We start from the raw sequence: 24673 nt of genomic DNA, 5'->3' as shown, positions 1-24673 counted from the left end.
TGGAATGATAAATATATTGTCATAATGATGCAAACATGCTAAAATATGACCTTGAACTGGTTCGAAAACCTCCCAGTATAAAAAACTAGGCAAAGTACATAAGATGTATGATTACTTTTGTTTATGGGGTTTCTATAAGCAAAAGTATTTTTTTGCCTTTTGATTTGCATTGCATTCGTAAGGAGCTGCCAGTGGCAGGTCCTGTAGAAGGTTGAGAAAGGGAAAGAAAAATGGAAAAAAGAAAAGTAATTATTGACTGTGATCCGGGCATTGATGACAGCCTGGCTATCATGCTGGCATTGCAGTCAGAAGAACTCGAGGTAGTTGGAATTACCATTGTATGCGGGAACTGTCCGGTAGAAATGGGATTCGAAAATGCGAAAAAAGTGTTGAAGCATATGGAAAGGTTAGATGTTCCTGTCTACATAGGCGCGGAAAAGCCGCTTCGCCGGGAGTATGTTAATGCACTTGATACGCATGGAGAAGACGGACTAGGTGAAAGCTTTTTACCGGAGGTAGAAGGATTTCATCAGAAGATGGGAGCAGTAGAATTCCTTGCATCCAAGCTGAAAGAAGGACACATTTCCGTAATAGCACTTGGTCCAATGACGAATCTTGTAACATTGTTTGAACAAGACAGAGTAGCATTTGATCAGATCGAAGAATTCGTATCTATGGGCGGAACATTCAAAAGCCATGGAAATTGTTCGCCGGTAGCGGAATACAATTACTGGTGTGATCCGGATGCGGCAGCGAAAGTATATGATGCAATGTACCAGAATGGAAGAAAGATTCATATGATTGGTCTGGATGTGACAAGAGAAATAGTTCTGACACCAACGATTCTGGAGTATATGTGCCGGTTGAATGCAGACAGAGGTGCATTCATCAGGAAAATCACAAAATTTTATTTTGATTTTCACTGGCAGTGGGAACACATCATTGGATGTGTGATCAATGATCCTCTCGCCGTAGCATATTTTATTGATCCTTCAATCTGCGAAGGATTTGAGTCCTTTGTCCAGATTGAGACAGAAGGAATATCACTGGGGCAGTCGGTTGTAGATTCGATGAATTTTTACCGGAAAGAGCCGAATGCAAAGGTATTAACACAGGTAGATACATATCGGTTTTTCGAAATGATGCTTTCGAGAGTACTGGAAGTAGAGCCTGAGAGTCTGGATATTTTAGAAAATATGTTATAGGGAGAAAGAAAGACATGAAAAAAACATCAACATATAGAGTATCAACATATAAAATCTGCATCGTTGCATTTGCAATATGCATTAACCTGGCAGGCGGACAGCTTGCATTGTTACTGAAGCTTCCGATTTATTTGGACAGTATCGGAACTGTATTCATTGCGTCTACGTTAGGACCGGTCTATGGAATGCTTCCAAATGTGATCAGTGGTCTGTTCATGGGAATGACGGTTGACGTGTATTCGTTATATTATGCGCCTGTTGGGATCATACTTGGTCTGGTGACAGGTCTGGTATATCGGAAATATAAGCCGAAAAAATGGTGGATATTTGTAGCGGCTCTGGTAATCACATTGCCATCGACTATTGTAAGTTCGTGCATTACAGCATTCTTATTTGGTGGTATTACCTCATCCGGGTCTACAGTTCTGGTGCAGCTTCTTTCTAAAACTCCGATTGGAATGGTAGGGGCATGTTTTGTGGTTCAGTTCTTTACGGATTATATTGACCGGGTGATCTGTCTGTTCGTAGTGAGTACGCTTACAAAGGCATTGCCGAAAAATATGATGGAGAGATTATAAAGGAGAAGGTATAAAGTGAACGTATTGATAACAGGTACAAGTTCCGGGATTGGAAAAGGATGTGCGGAATATTTTTTAAAAAACGGACATAAGGTCTATGGATTTGACCGGAATGAACCGGCGATAGAGCATCCGGATTATATACATTACCGGCTGGATATCCGCGATAAGCAGCTGTATCCAGAGCTTCCACCTATGCAAATTGTGATCAACAATGCAGGTGTGCAAAATGAAGATGATATAGACATCAACCTGAAAGGAACCATTGCAATCACAGAACATTACGGAGTACAGCCGGAGATCAGATCCGTGATCATGATCGGTTCGGCAAGCGGCCATACCGGCTCGGAATTCCCGGAGTATGCGGCAAGCAAAGGTGGAGTTCTGGCATATACCAAAAATGTTGCGATGAGAATTGCGCCATATCAGGCAACCTGCAATAGTCTGGATTTCGGCGGGGTGATGACAGAGCTAAATAAACCTGTGATGGAAGATGAAAAAATGTGGAATGCGATTATGGACCTGACTCCTTTAAAACGCTGGATGAGCGTAGAGGAAGCGGCGGAATGGATTTATTTTATGGCGGTGAAAAACAGATTCTGTACAGGACAGAATATTTTGATCGATGGATTAGAAGCAGGGAACAGCAATTTTATATGGCCGGAATAAAAGTATGATAAAAAAGAAAAGAGGGGTAAAACATGGAGTTCAAATACTGTAAATTAGAAATATTTCTCCCACCAACACATCTGGAAATCGTACAGAAAGCACTGCAGGAAGTAGATGCGGGGCACATCGGAAATTATGATTCCTGCATGTCAGTAAGTCCGGTGACAGGATACTGGCGTCCGCTTGACGGATGTGATCCGTATATCGGAACCAGTGGTGAGATCAGCTGCGAGCCGGAGCTGAAAGTGGAAGTAACGGTGTATACAGAAAATGTTGATAAGACGATTGAAGCCGTGAAGAAGGTACATCCGTATGAAGAGCCTGTGATCAATGTGATACCGCTTTGGAGGACGAGCTTTTAGGGAAACAACAGTTTGTTTCCATGCTGTTACTTTGTAATTCTGGCGGGAAGGGAGTTAGGATTGTTTTTTGGCGGCCGTCCGGAATTGTTTTGGTGTCATATGATAATAGTTTTTAAAACATTTATAAAAATGAGTTGTATTTGTAAAATGCAATTCTTCCATAATTTCTGAAATGGAAGCGGTGGATTCTAGCAATAGAGAAGCCGCTTTTTATACTGCATTAAATGCAATCTTTTATACAGCAAACGGAATTTCCTATTCCGCATTATCCGCTTTGATTACGAGAAATAAGAATGAAAGAGTCCAGCTTGGTTCGATCCGTTTTATGTTTGCCGTAGTAACAAATATTGTAATGGGATTTGCAGTAACTGGTGGGGTCGAGCACTTTGGCGGTGGTGCAGCCGGATGGCGTATGGTTGCAGTCATCTGTGGAGTGATTGGTCTTATCGTGAATACGATAAGCTGCCTGTGTGTCAAAGAATTACCGGAAGAAGAGACGGCCTCTGCCAAAGATGATACAAAGCCGGCAGATGATAAGATCAGCTTTGGAGAGTCTCTGAAACTACTTGTGGGCAACAAATATTATATTTTAATAGTAGCTATTTATATTGTATATTATTTCATGAGCAACCTTACGACAGGTTCGGCCATTTACTTTATGAAACATGTGCTGGGAAATGGTTCTTTACTTGGATTATTCTCCATGATGAAAATGTTCCCTGTGATCATTGCTTTGATTTTTACTCCTGTTTTGTTGAAAAAGACCGGAAACTTGTTACAGCAAATAAAGTGAAACAGATTAAGGCACGCAGGGTTACAAAGAATGAACGGGATGCTGCCTACATAAAAATATGGCTGGAGGATGAAAATGGAATCTTTAATCCACAGGAAAAACAGGTGCTTCATGCCCAGGTAACCGGCAATGGTGTTCTGGAAGGTTTCGGAACTGCCAATCCGTCCAGCAAAGAAGATTATTTTGCCGATACGGTGACGACTTTTGACGGAAGTGCGCTTGTAGTGGTGAGATGGAATGATAAAGGAGCAAAAGAACCGGCGGTGCTTCGTGTGTGGACGGAGGATGGATGTGAAGTGATGGTAGAGGTTGACAGGTAGAATTTAATAATGTCATTTGAAATTCAAAATGAAAATGCAGTATGCTATAATGAGATCATACGGAAAGACGTAAGAGAGGGGAAATCACGTATGTCAGCCAGAAATCACGAAGTTACAAAAAAACAGTTACTGTTAGACGCACAAGGTAATATTGCAGAGCCGGGGTGGTCGAGAAGGCAGTTACAGCAGTATTCCAGGACACAGATTAGAGCACCGAAATTCCGGATAAAAGAATGGGACTATTATCTTATAGTGGGAGATGATTGTGCTGTGGCATTTACACTTTCAGATGACGGTTATGTTGGTTTGCAGTCTGTGTCACTGCTTGATTTTGAGGGAGAACCGTGGGAACATACGGAGACGATATTAGATGCATTTCCGATGGGAAAATTTAGGATGCCGGAGAATTCGTCGGAGGGAGATATCATTTATGAGAAGAAGAATCTGAGCCTAAAGTATATGTTGGAAAATAGTACGTCAGGATTAGAAGATACAGCAGAAAAGGAACAGGATGAGAAAATTACAAAGCAGGATATAAGGACACGTCATATTACATGCCAGTTTGACAACTTTTACCAGGGCAAATCATTTTTCTGTGACATCAGGCTTCGTCAGCCGGATATGGATACCATGGTTATCGCAACACCGTGGGAAAAGAAGGGAAGATTCTATTACAATCAGAAAATCAACTGTATGCGCGCGGAAGGCTATGCAGAATATGACGGAAAGAGGTATGAATTCCATCCGGACCGGCACTTTGGAACATTGGACTGGGGACGTGGTGTGTGGACTTATGACAATACCTGGTACTGGGGATCAGGAAACTGTGATGTGAACGGGCATACATTTGGATTCAATATCGGTTATGGATTCGGCAATACAAAGGCGGCTTCGGAAAATGTGATTTTCTATGATGGAATAGCGCATAAGATTGATGATGTAGAGTTTATGATACCGGAAGATGACTATTGCAAACCATGGAAGTTCACGTCCAGTGACGACAGATTCGAGATGGATTTCCTCCCGATATTAGACCGGTCGGCGTGTCTGGATTATAAACTGATCGTGTCAGATCAGCATCAGGTATTCGGGCGGATGAGCGGAACGGCAGTGCTTGATGACGGGACAAAAGTTGAGATAAAAGATGTGCTGTGTTTTGCGGAGAAAGTACATAACCGGTATTAGAATGTGTTTGAAAAATCGTTTCCATAATCTTTAGACAGACTCTGAACTGCTGGAAAAACAGCAGGGTGCTTTTCGGTCAGAACGAGGAAAGATGTATAGTTGAATTGAAGAAAAACCATGGAAAAGGGTGTAGAAAAAACACTTTTTTCTATGGTTTTTTAGTAAGTTCTAGTATGGTATTAATAATGTCATTTGAAGTTTAATTTAGTCAAAATATATTACAATGACTAAATTGAATGAATTGACGACTAAGATAATTTATGCCAGACTAAATATAATTAAATATGTTGTACATACTAAAAATAAGTAATAAATGATAAAGGGGGAATTGAATGAGAGATTATAATTACAGGAAAAAATGTCTGTTGCATTAGGAATCAGTGTACGAACTATAAAACATCGGATAAAAGAAAACAATGAAATTCAATTTATCGGCCGGGGATCCAATGGCCACTGGGAAATACAAAAGAAGGAGAAAACATAAAATGATAAAAATACTATTCATTTGCCACGGCAATATTTAATGTATGCTGTGAAAGCCTTGATTTTGTAGAATTTCTGAGATGGAGACGAACAATTTACACCTTATTTATACCTTTGGAAGATCGAATCGAAATAGTTAAAATAGTAAAGACGTGGGATAAATCTTGCGTCTTTTTGTTGTATTATATGGATAAGTGTTTCTTGAAAAATCAAACAAAATATGATAAATTATAAATATGACATAAAAAAGGTCACATTTATAAAAAGGTGATTGATATGAAAGAATTCTTGGAAAAATCATTGCGGCAAAATGTAATAATGATAGAGAATAAAGAGTTATATAAAAAGCTTCCATTAGCATATCGTGGAAGATATAATATTTTTACAGTAGAGACGAATGGTGCATTATGGATAGCTATTCAGCCAAAAGATAATGTTGGACTTGTCTTGTTGCGGAGAGACAGAGCTTGCGTGGAAAAAATGACAGGATTAAATTGTGCAATATTTCTTGAACAGACGACATTCTATATAAGGGAAAAGATGATGGAAGAAGGAATTCCATTTGTAATAGATGGGAAGCAGGTATTTCTTCCATTTATTGGATATTTGTTGAGTAAATCAAATGAAAGAGAATTGCCACCAGTTCATTTGATTTCATTTCTGACGCAAAAAATGCTTCTTGTGGCTATTTATGAACGATGGATTGAAATGAAAGTATCTGATGTAGCGAAACAGTTGGGGGTGTCAACAAAATCTGCAAGTCGATGCTTTGATGAGTTGGAATATTTAAATATTGGCGTGTTAGGCATGAAAGGTAAATCAAGAGTCATCAATATCCCAGATGACCGAAAGCAATTATGGCAGCAAATTGAGCGTGTATTAAGAAATCCAGTGATTCGAAGATTTATACTGAGAAAAGATATGAAACTTGAAAAGAAAGCAGGTATATCTGCTTTGTGTGAGTATTCTCTTTTGTCCGATAATGCTTATCCTACCTATGCAGTAACAAAGAAAGAATTGAAAGCTAGTGGGGTGAAAGTGGAAAAACAAGCAAGTGAATTGGAAGAAATGGGTTGCGTTGTTTTGGAACTTGGATATTTTATTGATTTTTGGGGAAAAGGACTACAGGATCCTTTGAGTGTAGCACTGTCACAGACAAGAGAGGAACAAGAAGAGGAACGGGTTGAAATTTCAATTAATGAGATGTTGGAGGAATATGTATGGTCAAGGGATTAGATACATTTCGGAAGTACTTTGCAGATTATGAAGAACAGTATGTTTTAATAGGTGGCGCAGCCTGTGATATTCTGTTTGAAAGCAATGAAGTAAATTTCAGGGCTACAAGAGATCTGGATATGGTTTTGATTGTTGAAGCATTAACTCCGGAGTTTGGAGAAAAATTTTGGAAGTTTATCGTTGATGGAAAATATAGAAACAAAGCGACAAGTAGATGACGATATACATAGCTTTATTGACTTGTTGGAGCAGGAACCATTTGATCAAAATTCATTGAAAAGATATGGGCTGAAAAATGAGGATATTGTGGAGTTGTTGAAGCAAGTATTCGGATAAAAATGTGATGTGTTATACAGTTAAGTTGTAACCCATTTTTACACCTTTTGCGGACGATATTATGCGAAAATAAACCAACCCCTGGAAAAAGAATAATACACTCAAAATCAATCGTAAAAAAATACGATTGATTTTTTGCGCATTTATGCATATAATATAACCATTAAAGTTGGAAAGGGGTCGATTACTATGCGTGAAACAAGAATATTGGAATTCAAGGAAACGATTACGAATACTTTCTTGAAAACAGTTAGTGCCTTTTCGAATTACAATGGTGGAACAATTCTTTTTGGTGTTGATGATGATGGAAACGTGAAAGGTTTGCCAGATGTAAAGCAGGCTTGCCTGAATATTGAAAATAAAATCAATGACAGCATATCACCTCAACCAAACTATACGCTTGAAATACAGAATAATGACCAGATGATAAAACTTACTATAAAAAGTGGTCTTCAGAAACCGTATTTATATAAATCAAAAGCATACAAACGAAATGATACAGCAACGATAGAAGTAGATACACTGGAATTTTCAAGGCTTGTATTAGAGGGAAAAAATATTAGCTTCGAAGAATTACCTTGTAAAGATCAAGAACTATCTTTTGAAATTTTGCAGCGTAAGCTGAAAGAAAATATTCAGATTGAAACTTTTAATCAGGATACTTTAAAGACATTGAATCTGTATGACAATGTAAATGGTTTTAATAATGCAGCAGGACTTTTAGCAGATAAAAATTATTTTTCAGGAATTGATATTGTTAAGTTCGGAGAGAATATCAGCATTATTCAAAAAAGAGTAACATTTGAACATATATCGGTTTTAGAAGTATATGAAAAAGCGCTTGCTGTATTTAGAGATTATTACCAATATGAAGTAATACAAGGAGCTGACAGAAAGATAATAGAGAAAATACCGGAGGCAGCTTTCAGAGAAGCAATTGCAAATGCTTTGATTCATAGGGTATGGGATATTAATTCACACATCAGAGTTTCCCTGTTTGATGATAGAATAGAAGTAGTATCTCCTGGCGGATTGCCAGATGGAATAACAGCAGAAGAATATTTATCAGGTAAACTTTCTGTTTTAAGAAATAGAAATCTTGCAAATGTATTTTACAGACTGGGATTTGTAGAGGTATTTGGAACGGGAATTACACGAATAAAACAATTGTATGCAGAGAGTCTGATAAAACCAGATTTTGAAGTGTCAGAAAATGCTATAAAAATTGTACTGCCGATATTTGAAACAAATGTTAATTTAACTGAAGATGAAAAAGTAATTTACAAATTCTTAAGCAAGACGATGTTGAAACCAATAAGTGAAATTGCACCATATGTCCCATTTGGTAAATCTAAAACAACACAGTTACTGAAAGCTATGGGGAAAAAAGGCGTGGTTGCAATTGAAGGAAAAGGCAGAGGAACAAAATATATAATTAAGTGATTGGGGATGTCATAATACAGAATGCATGTCGATTTTCTGGCGATATTTACGATGCAGGTGAATTGATACTATGGATACGGATCTATCTTTATCTGCCAAATCACAGATGGAACGGATTAAACAAGAACGGTGGAACAGTAGAAGCTTTTGATGATGCGGAGTATTCTGCAGTGTACTTTCATTACTTGATAATGGAGAAGCATTTATTAAGAGAAATGCGAAGATGATGTGGAGAAAGACAGCCAATTCCAGGGAAGAAATGCCGGATGGATCGATGATACAGGATAGAGATCCGCTTACTGTTCCGTCTACGAGGAGAAATCCGGTCTTAGCAGATGTATTTAATCGCTTGGGATATATGGAGCGGAAGGGCAGTGGATTTGGAAAAATTATTGGTGGATATGAATTTCAGATTAATTATAATGAAACAAAAAGACCGTCTTTTCGGTCAGATAGATATCAGTTTACGGTGGTGATGCCGAATCTGAATTATAATAGAATTCAGAATGTCCCTCAGAATAACTTGAAGAATCCATTGGATATTCAAATTTTAAATATGATTAATAAGAATAATAAGATAAGCACCGAGAAAATGGCAATGACGTTGGGAATAAGTTCAAAGACGGTGAAACGTCATATTAAAGAGATGGATATGGTTCAATTTATCGGTCGGGGATCTAACGGCCATTGGGAAATACAAAAGAAGGAGAAACGTAAAATGATTAAAATTTTATTTATCTGCCACGGCAACATCTGCCGCTCAACAATGGCAGAATACGTAATGAAAGACTTAGTAAAAAAAGCAAATCTGGAGTCATCATTCTATATTGACTCAGCAGGAACGAGCAACGAAGAAGAAGGCAATCCGGTACATTACGGAACGCAGAACAAGTTAAGAGAAGAAGGTATCCCATGCGGAAACCACAGAGCACGCCAGATGACCAGAAGAGATTATGAAGAATACGATTATCTGATTGGTATGGAACAGTGGAATATCCGCAACATCAACCGCATCATACGAAAAGATCCGGAACATAAAGTACATTTATTATTAGAATATTCGAACCAGCCAAGAGACATTGCAGATCCATGGTACACCGGTAATTTTGATGCGACATATGCTGATGTGAAGGAAGGCTGTGAGGCATTTCTTCAATACCTGGTTGAGAATGAGCCGATATATTAGACAGGAAATATTTCGTGACTCCAGCGATGGTGAAAAATAATTTATATCAGTGATGGGTGCTGATCTTCCATCTGATATGTCCTTTTATGAGAGTACAGGAGAAGTATGTCATACATTATATAATGTGCACTGTACAAAAAAGAAATCATCAGATCCATGTAAAGAAAAAGAATAAATGGGAAAATATATCATATATTCAGACAACTTTGCATAAATTTGATGATTTCTTTACATTTTTACGCAAATAATTTCATAGAATTTAACGTAATATAAACTAAGAATGTGATTTTACATAGATTTAACATAGATTTGATATAGGCTGCATACACCTTAGTTACAATAAGCCCGTAACGTCGAGAGAAGGCGAATAAAGGAGAATGGAAAATATTATGAATGAGAAATTACAGATAATATTCGGGCTCTTGGGAGGGCTGGCAGTCTTTATTTATGGAATGAATATGATGAGTGAATGTCTGCAGAAAGCTGCGGGAGAAAAGATGAAAAGCATTCTCGCACTGCTGACAAAGAATCCTGTACTTGGAGTCATTGCAGGAGCGCTTACAACCGCTGTATTACAAAGTAGTAGTGCGACAACGGTTATGGCGATTGGATTTGTAAGTGCGGGTCTTATGACTTTACCACAGGCAATCTCAATCATATTTGGTGCGAATATCGGTACAACGATGACCGCACAGATTATTGCATTTAAGATCAGTGATTATATTTATATTATTATTTTTATCGGTTTTCTTATTTCGTTCATTGCGAAATCTGAAAAAGCAAAAAGTATTGGACAGACAATCTTTGCATTTGGTCTTTTGTTCCTTGGAATCGAGACAATGGGAGATGTTATGAAGCCGTTAGCATCCAGTCCGGTATTTACGAACCTGATTGGAAAAGTGGCTCATATTCCGGTACTTGGAGTGTTCGTTGGTACACTTATGACCTTAGTAGTACAAAGTAGTAGTGCGACGATTGCAGTATTACAGAACTTTGCATCACAGCCGGGACCAGATGGAGTTACCAGTATACTGGGACTTGCAGGTGCAATTCCAATCCTGTTAGGTGATAACATCGGTACTACAATTACAGCACTTCTTGCAAGTATCGGTCAGACAAAAGATGCAAAACGTACAGCCGTTGCACACTGTATCTTCAATATATCAGGATGTCTGTTATTTATCTGGTTTGTAAAACCATTTGCAGCATTGATCCAGTACATTTCCCCGAAGGGACCAGAGATACAGGTAATTTCAAGACAGATTGCAAATGCACATACAATATTTAACATTACAATGACACTTATCTGGGTCTGTCTGATCAATTTCATGGTGAAGATTGTTATGACACTGATTCCGGATGGCAAGGCAGTCGATATGGATCCTGCAAAGCCGGTATTCCTGGATGACAAGATCATCAGTCAGCCGGCAGCAGCATTACAGCTGGTAGCAAAAGAAATCCTTCGTATGAGTGAGATGGTCAAAGTTGCAGTAGGAGAGACTATCACAATCGTTAAGACAGAAGAGATTAGCCGGCTTGAAGATCTGGAAGAAAAAGGACAGCAGATAAAAACTCTGACAGAAAGCATTACGGAATATCTGGCAGCGCTGTTCTCAGCCGGTACGATGACGGAACAACAGGCATCACAGACAGCGAGTCTTATGTATGTATTAAGTGACGTTGAACGTATGGGCACACTGAGTGTAGAAGTCGCAAGATGTGTACGTGAAAAAGCAGAAAACAAATACAAATATACTCCGGAAGCAATGGATGAATTACAGAAGAGTCTCAGAACTCTTGCGAAAATGTTTGAAGATTCGATCAAGGCACTTCAGGGCGATGAATCCGTACAGATTGAAAAATTGATCAAACGGAAGGATAAGATCATGGATCTGGATCTTAAGATGAGAAAGGCTCATGTACAGCGAGTTAACAAAGGAAAATGTAAAGCAGACCTTACAGCACCATTTACCAACATTCTGCATTTGATCGACAGAATGGGAAACAGTTGTGTAAACCTTGCGGACGTGGCAACGAATGAGATTAGTCTGAATTACTTCATGACGATAAATTAGAAGAAAAAATCCTTTATATAAGATTTTGTAGTCTTGTATAAAGGATTTTTTGAATATTAAAGTATACAAGAGAAGCTGCCAGAGTCAGATTCTCTGTATTATGAATTTCCAGAAGATTCCAGAATAAAATCTGTTAATGCCAGATTAAAAATTAAAAAAAAAGAAACAATAACAGATAAAAGCAGCAACAACAAAAGGAGGGAATCATCATGGACACAGCAACCTATGAAGTATTAAAAGAATGCAGCACAGGATGTAAAATGGCACTGAACAGTATCGAGCAACTGGCAGTATATCTGAAAGATCAGGATATGCAGGATCTATTTTGCAAATACAAAGAAGAATATGAACAGATAGAAAAAGAAGCAGCAAGATTGTCGGGAGGCGAAACCGAAGAAGAAAAAATATCAGAAAAGGCAGCAGAGACATTTGCATGGTTCAGTGCGGAGATGAAATTATTACTTAACGATGATCACGCCAAGATTGCAGAGATGATGATCGATGGAGCGAACATGGGGATTAAATCCATCACAGAGAAACGGAATCGTTATCCGGAAGCAGAAAAAGAAAGCATTTCGCTGGCAAAAAAGTTTGAACGGGTATGTGAAAAAATAGTAAAAGACATGAAAAAGTATATATGAGAAAGAGCTGTACTCTACGGCTTTTTCTTGAGATTTATCAAAGATAAAGTATAGAAAAATAGAAAATAATGCTTTACAAATCTGTTGATTTTGGATACATTATTATTGGAATATAAAGATACGATACTGTAAAATTATAGCAGATTGTATAGATCGTAATAGTAAGAACAATAAATGATTCAAGATCATGGGGGAATTATGAAAGATATATCAGAAAAAAGATTAAGCGATTATATGGCGGAACAGATCGCAGATGAGATCTTGTCTGGAAGAATTCCCGGAGGAAGTCAGTTAAAACAGGAAGAACTTGCAGAAGTATTCGAAGCTTCGAGAATTCCGATCCGGGAAGCATTTCAGATTCTGGAGAACCAGGGACTGATCATCCGCCTGGCGACCAGAAGAATTACGGTAACAGAGCTTGATGATGAACAGATCATTCTGATCTACAGTATGATCTCAGAGATGACAAAAAAAGCACTGAACAGTTTAAAACACAGCGGAAGGATAGAAGAACTGAAAGGAGCACTTTCTCAGAAAGGTATAATGGGAGAAGTGCATCCGGCTCAGGCGATGTGTGAACTGGTAGAAAATGAGTACATTAAGAGACTGCTTCAGAATGCATGTGACAGTTATATCCGTTTTGCTCTGGCGACGGGACATTTTGGAGAAAAAATCAAGGAAGAGAAAGAAAAAATGACAGTGCTTTTAGAGGCAGGGGAACTGAAGAAAGTTGAAAAGTCATTAGATTCGTATTACAAACTGCTGGCAAAAGCAGTGAACAAAGAGAGAGGAATGAATAAATAATGAATGGACTGAAACCGATTAAGATGCCATCAGCAAAAGAAAAAGTGGCAGCAGAACTTCGTAAAGCAATCCTTTCAAGACAGATGCAGGAAGGAGAGATTCTTTCACTGGACAGTGTGGCATCTCAGTTAAATGTATCGGCAATGCCTGTAAGAGAGGCATTTCAGATACTGGCAAGAGACGGACTGATCCAGCTTCGTAAGAACAGAGGAGCGGTAGTTCTTGGAATTACAGAGACGTACATAAAGGAACATTATCAGTTAAGAGCAATTCTTGAGAGTTCGGCAGCAGCACTGGCGGCAGATCCGGAAGTTGACATATCAGAAATCGAATCCGTATATGAGGAGGCAGAAGAAGCTTTAAATGCCGGTGATTTCAAGCAATATACCGATCTGAACCGTGCATTCCACAGTGAAATCTGGACAGCGGCAGGAAATCAGAAGATGAAAAATATGATCTCTGAATTGTGGAATGGTTTGTCGATGGGAAGCATGGTATCCGAAGATGATTATGCCAAAGTGTCGATCAAAGAACACGGGAATATCTTAAAAGCACTCCAGGCACATGATGCGGACGCTGCAAAGAAAGCGATGTATGATCATATCATGCGAAGCCGTGATGATATGCTTACATATTACAAATAAGCTATATCAGATTAAAAAGTATGGAGAGCTATATTCCCATCTGATATAAATAATGAATCCTGCTATCTATTATCAGGAAAGAAAAACAGAATATAACATAAAATGAGACAGAAAAATATGTCCGGTCCGGTGGACTTGTGAATCAGGAAAGCACAAGGAAACCATGGAGGGACGTATTTTTTTTGTCTTTTTTTGATATTACTTAAAGTTACAATTTGCGACACCGGTAATTAGTAATATCTGGGAAAACAAGAATCTTCTGGAATAAAACAAAGCACTCCTACATAGAAATACTATGAGGGTAAAGAAAAAGCCACAATCAAAGGAGACAGAAATGGAGGAGCGTTATGGGACATACTATCAGCCGGAAGAATATAAAGAAGATTATTACAGTACTGACGGCTGCGGTCATGGTGCTGATACCCATAGGAGGAAGTATCAGGCAGGTGCAGGCCGAAGAAGAACAGGAGATAAATCCCGCAATTTCCCTGGAGCATGAAAAGACAGTGACGGAAAATGCAGACGGAACATACGATCTGAAGTTGACAGTAAAAGGAAAAACAGACAGCAGAGTATCCAAGACCCCGATGGATGTCATCTATGTGCTGGACCGGTCCAACAGTATGGAATGGCTGATGAATAAAAATGAAGAAGGGCATGGAGAACAAAAAGGTGAAAGAAAGACAGCAGCAAGTCAGGCAATTAATAATCTTACCAATACACTGGCGGCAAGTCAGGAACTGGATGTCAGGTTTGCACTGGTTACATTCAGTGGAACGAACAGAGCCCGCGATGAAAAGGCATGGGACGATGCACAGACGGTGGTGAACTGGACAGGTCAGGCATCAGATATTACAAGTAAAACTTTGCCTGATACAACCGGAGGAACGAATTATCAGGCAGGACTTAGAGAGGCTGGAGAACTGTTAAAAGGTGTAAGAAGTACAGCTAAGACGGCAGTCATATTTGTATCTGACGGAGATCCGACATATCGTTATGACAGAAACGGAATGACGATTGGAAATGGTAATAATGATGATGAAAATGGAGCGAGGGGAGCGAATCTAAATGCAGCTAAGACAGAAGCAGCGAAGCTCTATACCGATTATTTTTTCACTGTCGGAGTCGGACCACAAAGCAATTACAAGACGCTTACCAATCTGGCATCCTCGGCAGCAAATGCTAAAAATTATGGATCGTATGCAGGAACATCACTGGATGCGTTGAATAATGCATTTGATGATATCAAGGCCCAGATTACAAAACTAACCTGTACCAATGTACGGATATCAGATCCGCTAAGCGAGAATGTAGAGATGGTGACAGACACAGATGGCAAGGTATTATCTCCGCAGGTTATAGTCTTAGATGCATCCGGCAGGCAGATAGATGCCGCAAGTCTTGGCATTACAGCTTCTTATGATGCAGTCACCAGATCAGTAGCCTTAAACTTTCCGGCAGGATATGCACTGGAAGAAGATTATACCTATCAGGTTGTTGCAAAGATCCAGCCAAGTGAGGCTGCATACGAAAAATTCCGGACAGGAGGCTACACAGATATTGCAGACGAAGGAACCGGAACCTATGCCGGACAGGAAGGCTTTTATTCCAATCAAAATGAATCAGCCAGACTGGATTATGTATACAATGAAAATGCATATACAGAAATGTATCCGAAACCGGTCGTCCATGTACATCCGGGAAACTTAAAGATTTCCAAAGTAATCACGGGACTGGATGATAATCCGGAAGGTTTGCAGAGTGTAAAAGATAATCTGGTATTTACCTGTATATTGACAAAACCAGATAAGACGCAGGAGACAAAAGTGTTAAAGCTTGATGCAGACGGTCTTACCTGGGATACAGAGACCGGAGCATATGTATATCGGATGATAAATCTGACTCCGGGAACCAGTTATGAAGTCAGGGAGGATAATGCGGCATTAGAAGGTTATGACCTGGCAGCAGTTCCGGATAATTTTTCTTCATCAGGAATCATTACAAGAGATACGACATCAGAGGTGGACTTCCAGAACCGGTATACAAGAAGTGACAGATTCCTGAAGATTGAAAAGAAAGTAGAAGGTAATATGGGCGACCGGACACATCCATTTACATTTCATGTGAAGACAGAGCTGAACGGTGACGCCTATACCGGAAGCATCCGGTATACCAAATACGATGCACAGGGCAATGCACTCTCAGAAGAAGAGATGAAAGATGCAGTTACAGTGGAAAATGGAGTCTATACATTTCAGTTAAAGCATCTGGAAAGGATAGAAGTGACGATTCCATATGGTGTGGAATATACCGTTTCGGAGGATGCAGAAGACTATGATGTGCAGATTACAGGTACACCGGAAAGCGTAGAATCCGGAGAAGATACGTATACCGCTGTGATACATGAAAATACGGATCTTACATTTACGAACACAAAAGATATACCACCGGCAACAGGAATCCGGCAGACAGGCGCACCATATCTGGTAATGACGGGGAGTGCGGGAGGAATGCTTGCACTGTTTGGTGTGTTGTATGGAATCCGGAGATGGCTGGATCTGACAGAAGAATAAGAGATGATAAGGAGCATATATGAAAGAGAAAAGAGAAATCATACTTTTCTTTACCCGTTTATTGATGCTGGTAATCTTACTGGTAATTCTGTTTGGCGTGATTTTTGGAGTGGCTACAGAAAAAAATCAGGATATGTCGCCGAAGATATGTGCCGGAGATCTGATGCTTTATTACCGGCTGGAGCGCGCATTTTCTGACCGGGATGTGGTTGTATTCCGAAGAGATGGAACATTGTATACAGGTAGAATTGTGGCAAAAGAGAAGGATAAAGTAGAGATCACAAAAAAGAACGAACTGAAAATTAATGGAAGCATTGTAAATGAGAACGGGATCTATTATAAGACTCCGGCGTATCTGGATGGAATCGACTATCCGGTGACATTAAAAAAAGATCAGTATTTTGTTTTGTGTGATTTCAGGGAAGGTGCAAAAGACAGCAGGTACTTTGGTGCAATCAGTAAAAAGGAGATAAAGGGACGGGTGATCACAGTTTTAAGAAGAGCTGATTTATAAATATGAATAAAAGAGAAAGGGAAGAATGATTATGAAAAAAAGAATGGTAAAACAGGTATCCACAGCAGCAATGGCAGGAATGATGATGACGGCGACACTTAGTATGCCCGTTTTTGCAGATGAGCTTCCGAAAAACCTGACGCTTACAAAGGACATTACCAAAGAAGAAAATGTCTATGCACCGAATACGACATTTGTATTCGAAGTACGTCCAGGAGCTGCAGTGCCAGCAGGTCAGAACCAGGATGCGGTTTATGCAGGAATAGAAGGCGGGGTAACCGTTGATGATGGCATCATTGCATCGGCACCTGCAGTATCGGATATTGGAAAAACAGTAATCACAGCAGGAACAACAAATCTTAAGGTCAATGAGTCAGTATTTACACAGGGGGAAAATGCAAAACCTGGAATCTACCGTTACATCGTCAGTGAGACACCGGCAGATGCAGATGGTAATGCATATGAAGGTGTAGCATATACAAGAGAAGAAAAGTATTTTGACGTATATGTAACATATAACAGCAGCGGCCAGTTAGAGGTCAGTTCGTATGCATTTGTAAAGACGTCGGATCCAAAAGCAAAGGACGATGCAACATTTACGAACGATTACAGCAGCACACATGATACCTTACATGATCTGACTGTTAAAAAAGAAGTAACCGGTAATCAGGGAAACCGTTCCAAAGACTTTGAGTTCACAATAGAAGTAGACGGAGCAGAAGGGGAAGAATATTATGTTACATTTTCAGACCAGCGTGCACCGATCACATTGGTATCAGGAACTGCACAGACGATTACATTAAAGTCAGATCAGACAGCGAAGATCTGGGGCTTATCAGATCATGACACATATACCGTAACAGAGACTGATTATACTTCTGACGGATATACGACAACGATTGACGGTCAGGCAACTTCAGAGACAACCGGAACAATCGTGAATGGGGCAGGAAGGAAAGATGATAACGGCGACAGAAATATCACAGTAGTCAATGACAAAGACACAACTACACCAGGTGGTATCTTCTTAAATGTAGCACCTTATATGGCATTACTCGGAGCAGCAATTGCGTCAAGCCTTCTGTTTTTCAGAAGAAAACGTGTAAAAGAGAGCGATATTGATTAAGGCAGAGCGAAAGGAAATGGCTGAACTAATAATAAGATGGATTAAGGATATGAAAGAAAGATGAAAAAAGCAGCGGCGGCAGCCAGAATCGGGAATCAGATATTAAGTGTTATCGTGGCACTGCTGATTGTTCTGATGCTTTCGTATGGAATGTATTCTTTGTGGGATACGTACAGGATTTATAAGAATTCATTTGCCAGTGAGGAACTTTTAAAGTTCAGACCCACGGATGAAGGAAAGGACAATCCGACACTTTCAGATCTGAAAAAGATTAACCCGGATGTGAAAGCGTGGATACAGGTAAAAGATACCAATATTGATTATCCGGTCGTGCAGGGAAAGGATGACATGGAATATGTAAATAAAAATGTATACGGAGAATTCGAACTTTCCGGGGCAATCTTTTTATCATGTCTCAATAAAGATGATTTTTCTGATCCGTATAACCTGCTCTATGGTCATCATATGAAAAACGGAGGTATGTTTGCAGATGTGGCAGATTTTACAAATAAAAGATATTTTGACAGTCACAAAAAGGGCATCTTATATCAGCCGGATAAGACATGGAAGATTAGATTTTTCGCATGTATGAAAGTATCGGCATCGGATGCAAGGATGTATCATCCGGATGGATACCGCAGGGAAAATCTGGACGAATTACTGAAGTATATTAAGGAACATGCGGTACAGTACAGAGACCTGGATGTAACCGGAGAGGATTCACTGATCGCACTTTCTACCTGTTCTGAGGCCGAGACAAATGGAAGAGTTATCCTGCTCGGGGTATTTGAAAAATAACAAATTTGGAATGCGAAGCATTGGCAAAATTATGTTACAGTTTGCCGGGTGTGTGGATAGTAACGAAAACGCAGAATGTGAAAAGGAGGTGTCGGAAAAAGCAGTGAAAACATTAGAATATGGATGGCAGTACAAAATCAGGGCGGTCCTGATATTTATAACCGCGTGGTTTGTGTTATGCGTAGATCCGGTGCATGCAGCGGGAACATCGGATCTGACAGGAGAGGCGCGTGCGGCAGAACAGGCATGTACCGTGAATCTGTCAGTATCTGTAAGGAATGCAAGTGGAATTGTCGTGATCGAATCTGGAGAAGAAGGAACTCCGATGCCGGAGCAGACAGAATTACAGATAGGAATGAACGAGACGAAAGCAATCGGAGAGATCCGATATGACACACCGGAAGATTATCATTACCGGATCTATCAGAAGCCGGGGCAGCAGGAAAATGTGGCTTATGATCCGGGCGTCTATGACGTGACCGTCCGTGTGGTCAGAATGGAAGACGGAACATTAACAGCAGACGTATGGTGCCGGAACGAAGGAGAAGAAGAAAAGACGGACAAAATCATATTTACCAATACCATTATGAATGAAACGATCGAAAGAGAACCGGTGAATACACCGGAAATAAAAAAATCAGGCATCATTACTACGAATCATAAAACGGTAAAAACCGGGGATATGGCACCAATCGGGATGCTGGTCGCTTTATCCGGACTGTCTGCAGGCACGATGACGGCGATAGCGGGATGGAAAAAGAAAAGAGAAGAATAAAATCAAATGGGGACGGGGGTTTTTTTTAAAACCCCGTCCCCATTTGCAGTAATCCAAAACCGGGAAAATACGCACAAAGTATACAATGAACGTACCCTCTTGTGATTTTGAACAAAAGTAGATAAACACTTTTATAACATATGCCAAAATGTCAAAAAGCCTATTGACATTTTTCTCAGTAAGGAGTATTTTATAATCAAGATTTGGATACAAAATCAAACATCAGATATCAAATATCAAATATCAGACAAGGAAACGAATGTATGAAAATGAAATTTGTATCAGAGTAAATCGAACGAAATAATTACAAGGAGGTAATGAAGATGAGTCAGATAACAATTACATTACTGTTTCTGGCATTCGCAATCATCATGTTCATGCTTGAAAAGATTCCACTTGGGGTAACATCGATGATTGTCTGTGTAGGACTGGTAGTCACAGGGGTTTTGGACTGGCAGATTGCATTCTCGGGATTCATCGACAGCAATGTAATCTTGTTTGTTGCAATGTTCATTGTCGGTGGGGCACTTTTTGAGACGGGGATGGCCAACAAAATTGGAGGAGTGGTTACACATTTCGCCAAGACAGAGAAGCAGCTGATTATTGCGATCATGGTGATCGTCGGAGTGATGAGCGGTTTCCTTTCCAACACAGGAACGGCCGCAATCCTGATTCCGGTAGTCATCGGTATCGCTGCAAAGTCAGGATATTCAAGATCAAGACTGTTAATGCCACTGGTATTTGCAGCAGCCATGGGAGGTAACCTTTCACTGATCGGTGCTCCTGGTAACATGATCGCACAGTCATCCATGGAGAAGATCGGACTGAAATTCGGATTCTTTGATTATGCGAAAGTAGGACTTCCGATTTTGATCGTAGGAATTATTTTCTTCGCACTGTTTGGATACAAATTCCTGCCGGATAAAGTGGACACAAGCAGTGAAGGAATTTTTGATGAGACAAAAGATTTCAGTAATGTTCCAAAGTGGAAACAGAACCTTTCACTGATCATCCTGTTATTAACACTTCTTGGAATGATCTTTGAAGAACAGATCGGTATCAAGTTATGTGTCGTAGGATGTGTGGGAGCACTTGCACTGATCGTAACAGGAGTTATCAGTGAAAAAGACGCACTGCTTTCCATCGATCTGAAGACGATCTTCTTATTCGGAGGTACACTTTCCCTTGCGTCTGCACTGGAAGCAACAGGTGCCGGAGAATTGATAGCTGATAAAGTAATCGGAATGCTGGGAGACAACCCTTCACCATACATATTAACATTTGTAATCTTCATGCTCTGCTGTGTCATGACAAACTTTATGTCAAATACTGCAACTACAGCACTGATGGCTCCGATCGGAGTATCCATCGCACAGGGCATGGGTGCAGATCCAAGTGCCGTACTGATGGCATGTGTAATCGGAGGCTCCTGTGCATTTGCAACACCAATCGGAATGCCGGCCAATACCATGGTAGTAACGGCAGGAGGATATACGTTCAAGGATTATGCGAAAGCAGGTATTCCAATGATCGTAGTAGCAACCATAGTAAGTATGATCTTGCTTCCAATCTTCTATCCATTCTTCCCATAAGCTAAGAAGGAAGTATTTGACCTCTAATCTCCATAAAAATGGAAGATGCAAGCAGACATACCTCTCATGACAGTATGTGATAAATTTTTCGCTGTATTTCATCACAATACTGTCGTGGGAATATAGATAGGAACCAATAATTTTTAATAGAATTTCAAGGAGGATATGAAAATGTCTAAAGAACAACAGGTAACACAACTTACAGATTATATGGCAAAATTTATTGCACATATCGCAAAGAAACTGCCGGATGATGTCATTGAGAAATTAACAGAGCTGCGTGAGAAAGAAGACAGCCCGCTTTCAAAGGTAATTTATGATACCATGTTCAAGAACCAGGAACTCGCTGTAAAACTGAACAGACCAAGCTGCCAGGATACAGGTGTATTACAGTTCTGGGTAAAATGCGGAACAAAATTCCCACTCATTGATGAGCTGGAAGGTCTTCTTAAGGATGCCGTTGTAAAAGCAACATTTGAAGCACCTCTCCGTCACAACAGTGTAGAGACATTTGACGAGTACAACACAGGAAAGAACGTAGGAAAAGGAACACCTACAGTATTCTGGGACATCGTTCCAAATTCAGACAAATGTGAAATCTATACATACATGGCAGGAGGCGGATGTACTCTTCCTGGAAAAGCTATGGTTCTGATGCCAGGTGAAGGATACGAAGGAGTAACAAAATTCGTTATGGACGTTATGACAACATACGGACTGAATGCCTGCCCACCGCTTCTCGTTGGTGTAGGTGTGGCAACATCAGTTGAGACAGCAGCACTTCTTTCTAAGAAAGCACTGATGCGTCCAATCGGATCACACAATGAGAACGAAAGAGCGGCCAAGATGGAAACGCTTCTCGAAGACGGAATCAATGCAATCGGCCTTGGACCACAGGGTATGGGCGGAAAATATTCTGTAATGGGCGTTAACATTGAGAACACAGCTCGTCACCCATCTACAATCGGTGTAGCTGTTAACGTAGGATGCTGGAGCCACAGAAGAGGACACATTGTATTTGATAAGGACCTGAACTACACAATCACAACACATACGGGGGTAGAATTATAATGGTAGAAGTAAAGAACGGTAAAAAAATCTTAACAACACCTATTTCAGCAGAAGATTTAAAAGATATTAAGATCGGCGACATCGTATATCTGAACGGAAGCATGACAACATGCCGTGACGTTGCACACCGCCGTCTGGTAGAAGAAGGAAGAGAGCTTCCTGTAGATGTAAGAAATAACGCAATCTTCCACGCGGGACCAATCATCCGTCCACTGGAAAATGACAAATTCGAAATGGTATCTGTAGGACCAACAACAAGTATGAGAATGGAAAAATTCGAGTATGAATTCGTAAAAGAAACTGGTGTACGTGTGATCATCGGTAAAGGTGGTATGAAGGAAAACACAGAGCGTGCATGTAAAGAATTCGGAGCAATCCACTGCGTATTCCCAGCAGGAAACGCTGTAGTAGCTGCTACAGAAGTAGAAGAAATTGTAAGAGCTGAGTGGAGAGACCTCGGAATGCCAGAGACACTTTGGAACTGCCGCGTAAAAGAATTCGGACCACTGATCGTTTCTATCGATGCAAACGGAGACAACCTCTTTGAAGAAAGAAAGGTTGAATACAATAAGAAGAAAGATGCTGCTACAGAAGAAATCTGCAAGCATGTAAGCTTTATTAAATAATTAAACTACAGTAAATCCTAAACAACCCTTCAAATTAATGTAAGTTTATGCAGTTATCCCCCGGGCTTTTCCTCCTAAAGAGCCCGGGGGATTTTCTTTGGGGACGGGGGATTTAAAAAAAAACTCCGTCCCAAATTGAAAATGTCCTGTCCCAAATTGAAAAAGCCCTGTCCCCTGGCAAAAATTATGTGGTATAATGCTCAAAGTTAAATTGATTTTGCATAAAAACTGGAGGAAGAATCAATGTTATATACAATCCCGGATTATTACCATGAATTTTCCTGTATTGCAGGAGAATGCGAAGATACTTGCTGTGCCGGATGGCAGATCGTAGCAGACGAAGCGGCATTGAAAAAATACAAAAAAGTGACCGGATCATTCAGGAAAAGATTAAGACGCTCCATTAACTGGAAAGAAGGAACATTTAAGCAGGACAAGAATAAGCGCTGCACCTTTTTAAATGATGAGAATCTCTGTGATATGTACACGGCACTGGGGGAGAAAAGCCTGTGCAGAACCTGCAAGATGTATCCAAGACATATAGAAGAATTTGAAGATGTCAGAGAGATGACGCTTTCGGTATCCTGTCCGGAGGTGGCAAGGATTCTGCTTGGGAAAAAGGAACCGGTGCGCTTTCTGACTTATGAAAGCAATAAGGAAGAAGAATATGACGATTTTGATCCGTTCCTGTATTCTAAACTTGTGGATGCAAGAACGGTGATGATAGATATCCTTCAGGACAGAAGTAAGAAACTGGCGCTGCGTGTCGGACTGGTGCTGGCAATCGCGCATGATCTGCAGGTACGTATCAAGAGAGACGATATCTTTTCGATCGATGATGTATTTGAAAAATATCAGACAGAGAATGCCATTCAGTTTGTAGAAGCAAAGTTAGCCAAAGAAGAGGACTATGCATTTATTATGAAAATGTTCCAGAACCAGTATCTGATGGAACGGTTACGGGATGACTGGGAACCGCATCTTCTGGAAGCAGAGCAGATCTTATATGGAGAATCCGGATGTTATACATGTGATAAAAAGCATCCGTGGGCGTATACAGAAAGTCGTGAGAAGACGAAAGCAGAAACAGATAAGAAAAAATATATGAAGAACAGGCAGGAATTTCATTCATGGCTGAAAGAACAGATGCCGGACTATGAGATTCAGTGTGAGCAGCTTCTGGTATATTTTATCAGTACATATTTCTGCGGTGCAGTCTATGACGGAGAGGCGTATGTGAAAGTGCAGATGGCGGTAGTCAGTGTACTTTTAATCCATGAACTTCTAATGGCGCAGTGGCTGAAGAATGAGAAGACATTGGAGATGGAAGATATCGTTGATACAGTATACCGTTATTCCAGAGAACTGGAGCATTCGGATCCGAACCTGAATCTGATGGAGAAACTGATGCGAAGAGATATAGTGCCGTGGTTTAACAAAAGTTAGCAAGAATTCTCCTTCCTCTACAGGTGGGAGATGAATTGCAGAAAAAGAATGCAGAACACTTGTTCTGCATCGTGAAGTATGGTATACTATAATCAGTCGAAAGAATAGAAAGGACTGATTATATGGATAAAATGGATCATAATGCACATTCAGTATATTTGATGTATTATCATCTGATCATGGTTGTAAAAT

General features: G+C 40.0%; 24 protein-coding genes, 3 pseudogenes and 1 riboswitch. Of the genes and pseudogenes, 26 read left to right on the top strand and 1 reads right to left on the bottom strand.

What is annotated here, in order from left to right:
* The first annotated feature begins 50 nt into the window (after window positions 1-50).
* Window positions 51-95, top strand: a riboswitch (PreQ1 riboswitch).
* A gap of 135 nt (window positions 96-230) precedes the next feature.
* Genes ACWJAF_RS08975 through ACWJAF_RS08960 form a run of 4 tightly spaced genes read left to right on the top strand, consistent with a single transcriptional unit; the run spans window position 231 to window position 2814 of the window.
* Entirely contained in the window at window positions 231-1205 is a 975-nt protein-coding gene (locus ACWJAF_RS08975) for a nucleoside hydrolase (protein ID WP_448863372.1), read from the top strand.
* A gap of 14 nt (window positions 1206-1219) precedes the next feature.
* Window positions 1220-1783 (top strand): ECF transporter S component, encoded by a 564-nt coding sequence (locus ACWJAF_RS08970; protein WP_296033748.1) that lies wholly within the window; start codon window positions 1220-1222, stop codon window positions 1781-1783.
* A gap of 15 nt (window positions 1784-1798) precedes the next feature.
* Window positions 1799-2452, top strand: coding sequence for an SDR family NAD(P)-dependent oxidoreductase (locus ACWJAF_RS08965; RefSeq protein ID WP_296033746.1), 654 nt, complete (start codon window positions 1799-1801; stop codon window positions 2450-2452).
* A 32-nt stretch (window positions 2453-2484) separates the two neighbouring features.
* Entirely contained in the window at window positions 2485-2814 is a 330-nt protein-coding gene (locus tag ACWJAF_RS08960; protein WP_296033745.1) for a cytochrome C biogenesis protein, read from the top strand.
* A 54-nt stretch (window positions 2815-2868) separates the two neighbouring features.
* Here the strand turns inward: ACWJAF_RS08960 and ACWJAF_RS08955 are convergent, their stop codons facing one another.
* Window positions 2869-3009, bottom strand: coding sequence for a helix-turn-helix domain-containing protein (locus ACWJAF_RS08955; protein WP_448863369.1), 141 nt, complete (start codon window positions 3007-3009; stop codon window positions 2869-2871).
* 13 nt (window positions 3010-3022) lie between these two features.
* Here ACWJAF_RS08955 and ACWJAF_RS08950 point away from each other — a divergent pair.
* The 22 genes and pseudogenes from ACWJAF_RS08950 to ACWJAF_RS08845 all read left to right on the top strand — a co-directional run.
* Window positions 3023-3589 (top strand): annotated as a pseudogene (locus ACWJAF_RS08950) (MFS transporter); the annotation flags it as partial.
* 14 nt (window positions 3590-3603) lie between these two features.
* Entirely contained in the window at window positions 3604-3927 is a 324-nt protein-coding gene (locus ACWJAF_RS08945; protein ID WP_448863368.1) for a hypothetical protein, read from the top strand.
* 9 nt (window positions 3928-3936) lie between these two features.
* On the top strand, window positions 3937-5112 hold the full coding sequence (locus ACWJAF_RS08940; protein ID WP_448863366.1) for a DUF2804 domain-containing protein: 1176 nt from the start codon (window positions 3937-3939) through the stop codon (window positions 5110-5112).
* A gap of 759 nt (window positions 5113-5871) precedes the next feature.
* Entirely contained in the window at window positions 5872-6831 is a 960-nt protein-coding gene (locus ACWJAF_RS08935) for a hypothetical protein (RefSeq protein ID WP_448863364.1), read from the top strand.
* A complete protein-coding gene (locus tag ACWJAF_RS08930; protein ID WP_448863362.1) occupies window positions 6816-7049 on the top strand; it encodes a hypothetical protein in 234 nt (77 codons plus the stop codon). Before ACWJAF_RS08935 ends, ACWJAF_RS08930 begins: the two co-directional genes overlap by 16 nt.
* A gap of 307 nt (window positions 7050-7356) precedes the next feature.
* Window positions 7357-8610, top strand: coding sequence for an RNA-binding domain-containing protein (locus ACWJAF_RS08925; protein ID WP_448863360.1), 1254 nt, complete (start codon window positions 7357-7359; stop codon window positions 8608-8610).
* A 223-nt stretch (window positions 8611-8833) separates the two neighbouring features.
* Window positions 8834-9283, top strand: a pseudogene (locus tag ACWJAF_RS08920) (ATP-binding protein); the annotation flags it as partial.
* A 45-nt stretch (window positions 9284-9328) separates the two neighbouring features.
* A complete protein-coding gene (locus ACWJAF_RS08915; protein ID WP_448863412.1) occupies window positions 9329-9796 on the top strand; it encodes a low molecular weight protein-tyrosine-phosphatase in 468 nt (155 codons plus the stop codon).
* Between the two features lie 389 nt (window positions 9797-10185).
* A complete protein-coding gene (locus ACWJAF_RS08910; RefSeq protein WP_296094750.1) occupies window positions 10186-11871 on the top strand; it encodes a Na/Pi cotransporter family protein in 1686 nt (561 codons plus the stop codon).
* A gap of 209 nt (window positions 11872-12080) precedes the next feature.
* Window positions 12081-12512 (top strand): hypothetical protein, encoded by a 432-nt coding sequence (locus ACWJAF_RS08905; protein WP_296094753.1) that lies wholly within the window; start codon window positions 12081-12083, stop codon window positions 12510-12512.
* A 198-nt stretch (window positions 12513-12710) separates the two neighbouring features.
* Complete coding sequence (locus tag ACWJAF_RS08900) at window positions 12711-13316, top strand: GntR family transcriptional regulator (protein WP_448863358.1); 606 nt, start codon at window positions 12711-12713, stop codon at window positions 13314-13316.
* Window positions 13316-13960, top strand: coding sequence for a GntR family transcriptional regulator (locus ACWJAF_RS08895; protein ID WP_448863356.1), 645 nt, complete (start codon window positions 13316-13318; stop codon window positions 13958-13960). The genes ACWJAF_RS08900 and ACWJAF_RS08895 overlap by 1 nt, the downstream gene beginning before the upstream one ends.
* 347 nt (window positions 13961-14307) lie before the next feature.
* On the top strand, window positions 14308-16533 hold the full coding sequence (locus ACWJAF_RS08890; protein WP_448863354.1) for a DUF7604 domain-containing protein: 2226 nt from the start codon (window positions 14308-14310) through the stop codon (window positions 16531-16533).
* A 19-nt stretch (window positions 16534-16552) separates the two neighbouring features.
* A complete protein-coding gene (gene lepB / locus ACWJAF_RS08885; protein ID WP_296033536.1) occupies window positions 16553-17047 on the top strand; it encodes a signal peptidase I in 495 nt (164 codons plus the stop codon).
* Between the two features lie 31 nt (window positions 17048-17078).
* The gene (locus ACWJAF_RS08880) at window positions 17079-18173 is read left to right on the top strand and encodes a DUF7601 domain-containing protein (RefSeq protein WP_448863352.1); all 1095 of its coding nucleotides are present in this window, start codon (window positions 17079-17081) and stop codon (window positions 18171-18173) included.
* A gap of 60 nt (window positions 18174-18233) precedes the next feature.
* Window positions 18234-18971 carry a class B sortase gene (gene srtB, locus ACWJAF_RS08875; protein WP_296033534.1) on the top strand — a complete coding sequence of 246 codons (738 nt, stop codon included), beginning with the start codon at window positions 18234-18236 and terminating at the stop codon, window positions 18969-18971.
* A 103-nt stretch (window positions 18972-19074) separates the two neighbouring features.
* Window positions 19075-19746 carry a Spy0128 family protein gene (locus tag ACWJAF_RS08870; RefSeq protein ID WP_448863350.1) on the top strand — a complete coding sequence of 224 codons (672 nt, stop codon included), beginning with the start codon at window positions 19075-19077 and terminating at the stop codon, window positions 19744-19746.
* Between the two features lie 323 nt (window positions 19747-20069).
* Complete coding sequence (locus ACWJAF_RS08865) at window positions 20070-21338, top strand: SLC13 family permease (protein ID WP_448863348.1); 1269 nt, start codon at window positions 20070-20072, stop codon at window positions 21336-21338.
* A gap of 171 nt (window positions 21339-21509) precedes the next feature.
* The gene (ttdA, locus tag ACWJAF_RS08860; RefSeq protein WP_022416354.1) at window positions 21510-22409 is read left to right on the top strand and encodes a L(+)-tartrate dehydratase subunit alpha; all 900 of its coding nucleotides are present in this window, start codon (window positions 21510-21512) and stop codon (window positions 22407-22409) included.
* Window positions 22409-23035 (top strand): L(+)-tartrate dehydratase subunit beta, encoded by a 627-nt coding sequence (ttdB, locus tag ACWJAF_RS08855; RefSeq protein ID WP_055282987.1) that lies wholly within the window; start codon window positions 22409-22411, stop codon window positions 23033-23035. The genes ttdA and ttdB overlap by 1 nt, the downstream gene beginning before the upstream one ends.
* 243 nt (window positions 23036-23278) lie before the next feature.
* Window positions 23279-24481 carry a flagellin lysine-N-methylase gene (gene fliB, locus ACWJAF_RS08850; RefSeq protein ID WP_448863345.1) on the top strand — a complete coding sequence of 401 codons (1203 nt, stop codon included), beginning with the start codon at window positions 23279-23281 and terminating at the stop codon, window positions 24479-24481.
* A gap of 122 nt (window positions 24482-24603) precedes the next feature.
* Window positions 24604-24673: pseudogene (locus tag ACWJAF_RS08845) on the top strand (IS200/IS605 family transposase); the annotation flags it as partial.

Source organism: Dorea sp., assembly GCF_977044405.1.
Note: the sequence above shows the minus strand (reverse complement) of the source record. Positions and strands in the feature narration are given on the sequence as shown.

Coding starts and splice junctions, on each gene's coding strand:
- ACWJAF_RS08975 (WP_448863372.1), top strand. CDS start 231: ATGGAAAAAAGAAAAGTAATTATTGACTGTGATCCGGGCATTGATGAC.
- ACWJAF_RS08970 (WP_296033748.1), top strand. CDS start 1,220: ATGAAAAAAACATCAACATATAGAGTATCAACATATAAAATCTGCATC.
- ACWJAF_RS08960 (WP_296033745.1), top strand. CDS start 2,485: ATGGAGTTCAAATACTGTAAATTAGAAATATTTCTCCCACCAACACAT.
- ACWJAF_RS08940 (WP_448863366.1), top strand. CDS start 3,937: ATGTCATTTGAAATTCAAAATGAAAATGCAGTATGCTATAATGAGATC.
- ACWJAF_RS08935 (WP_448863364.1), top strand. CDS start 5,872: ATGAAAGAATTCTTGGAAAAATCATTGCGGCAAAATGTAATAATGATA.
- ACWJAF_RS08930 (WP_448863362.1), top strand. CDS start 6,816: ATGGTCAAGGGATTAGATACATTTCGGAAGTACTTTGCAGATTATGAA.
- ACWJAF_RS08925 (WP_448863360.1), top strand. CDS start 7,357: ATGCGTGAAACAAGAATATTGGAATTCAAGGAAACGATTACGAATACT.
- ACWJAF_RS08915 (WP_448863412.1), top strand. CDS start 9,329: ATGATTAAAATTTTATTTATCTGCCACGGCAACATCTGCCGCTCAACA.
- ACWJAF_RS08910 (WP_296094750.1), top strand. CDS start 10,186: ATGAATGAGAAATTACAGATAATATTCGGGCTCTTGGGAGGGCTGGCA.
- ACWJAF_RS08905 (WP_296094753.1), top strand. CDS start 12,081: ATGGACACAGCAACCTATGAAGTATTAAAAGAATGCAGCACAGGATGT.
- ACWJAF_RS08900 (WP_448863358.1), top strand. CDS start 12,711: ATGAAAGATATATCAGAAAAAAGATTAAGCGATTATATGGCGGAACAG.
- ACWJAF_RS08895 (WP_448863356.1), top strand. CDS start 13,316: ATGAATGGACTGAAACCGATTAAGATGCCATCAGCAAAAGAAAAAGTG.
- ACWJAF_RS08890 (WP_448863354.1), top strand. CDS start 14,308: ATGGGACATACTATCAGCCGGAAGAATATAAAGAAGATTATTACAGTA.
- lepB (WP_296033536.1), top strand. CDS start 16,553: ATGAAAGAGAAAAGAGAAATCATACTTTTCTTTACCCGTTTATTGATG.
- ACWJAF_RS08880 (WP_448863352.1), top strand. CDS start 17,079: ATGAAAAAAAGAATGGTAAAACAGGTATCCACAGCAGCAATGGCAGGA.
- srtB (WP_296033534.1), top strand. CDS start 18,234: ATGAAAAAAGCAGCGGCGGCAGCCAGAATCGGGAATCAGATATTAAGT.
- ACWJAF_RS08865 (WP_448863348.1), top strand. CDS start 20,070: ATGAGTCAGATAACAATTACATTACTGTTTCTGGCATTCGCAATCATC.
- ttdA (WP_022416354.1), top strand. CDS start 21,510: ATGTCTAAAGAACAACAGGTAACACAACTTACAGATTATATGGCAAAA.
- ttdB (WP_055282987.1), top strand. CDS start 22,409: ATGGTAGAAGTAAAGAACGGTAAAAAAATCTTAACAACACCTATTTCA.
- fliB (WP_448863345.1), top strand. CDS start 23,279: ATGTTATATACAATCCCGGATTATTACCATGAATTTTCCTGTATTGCA.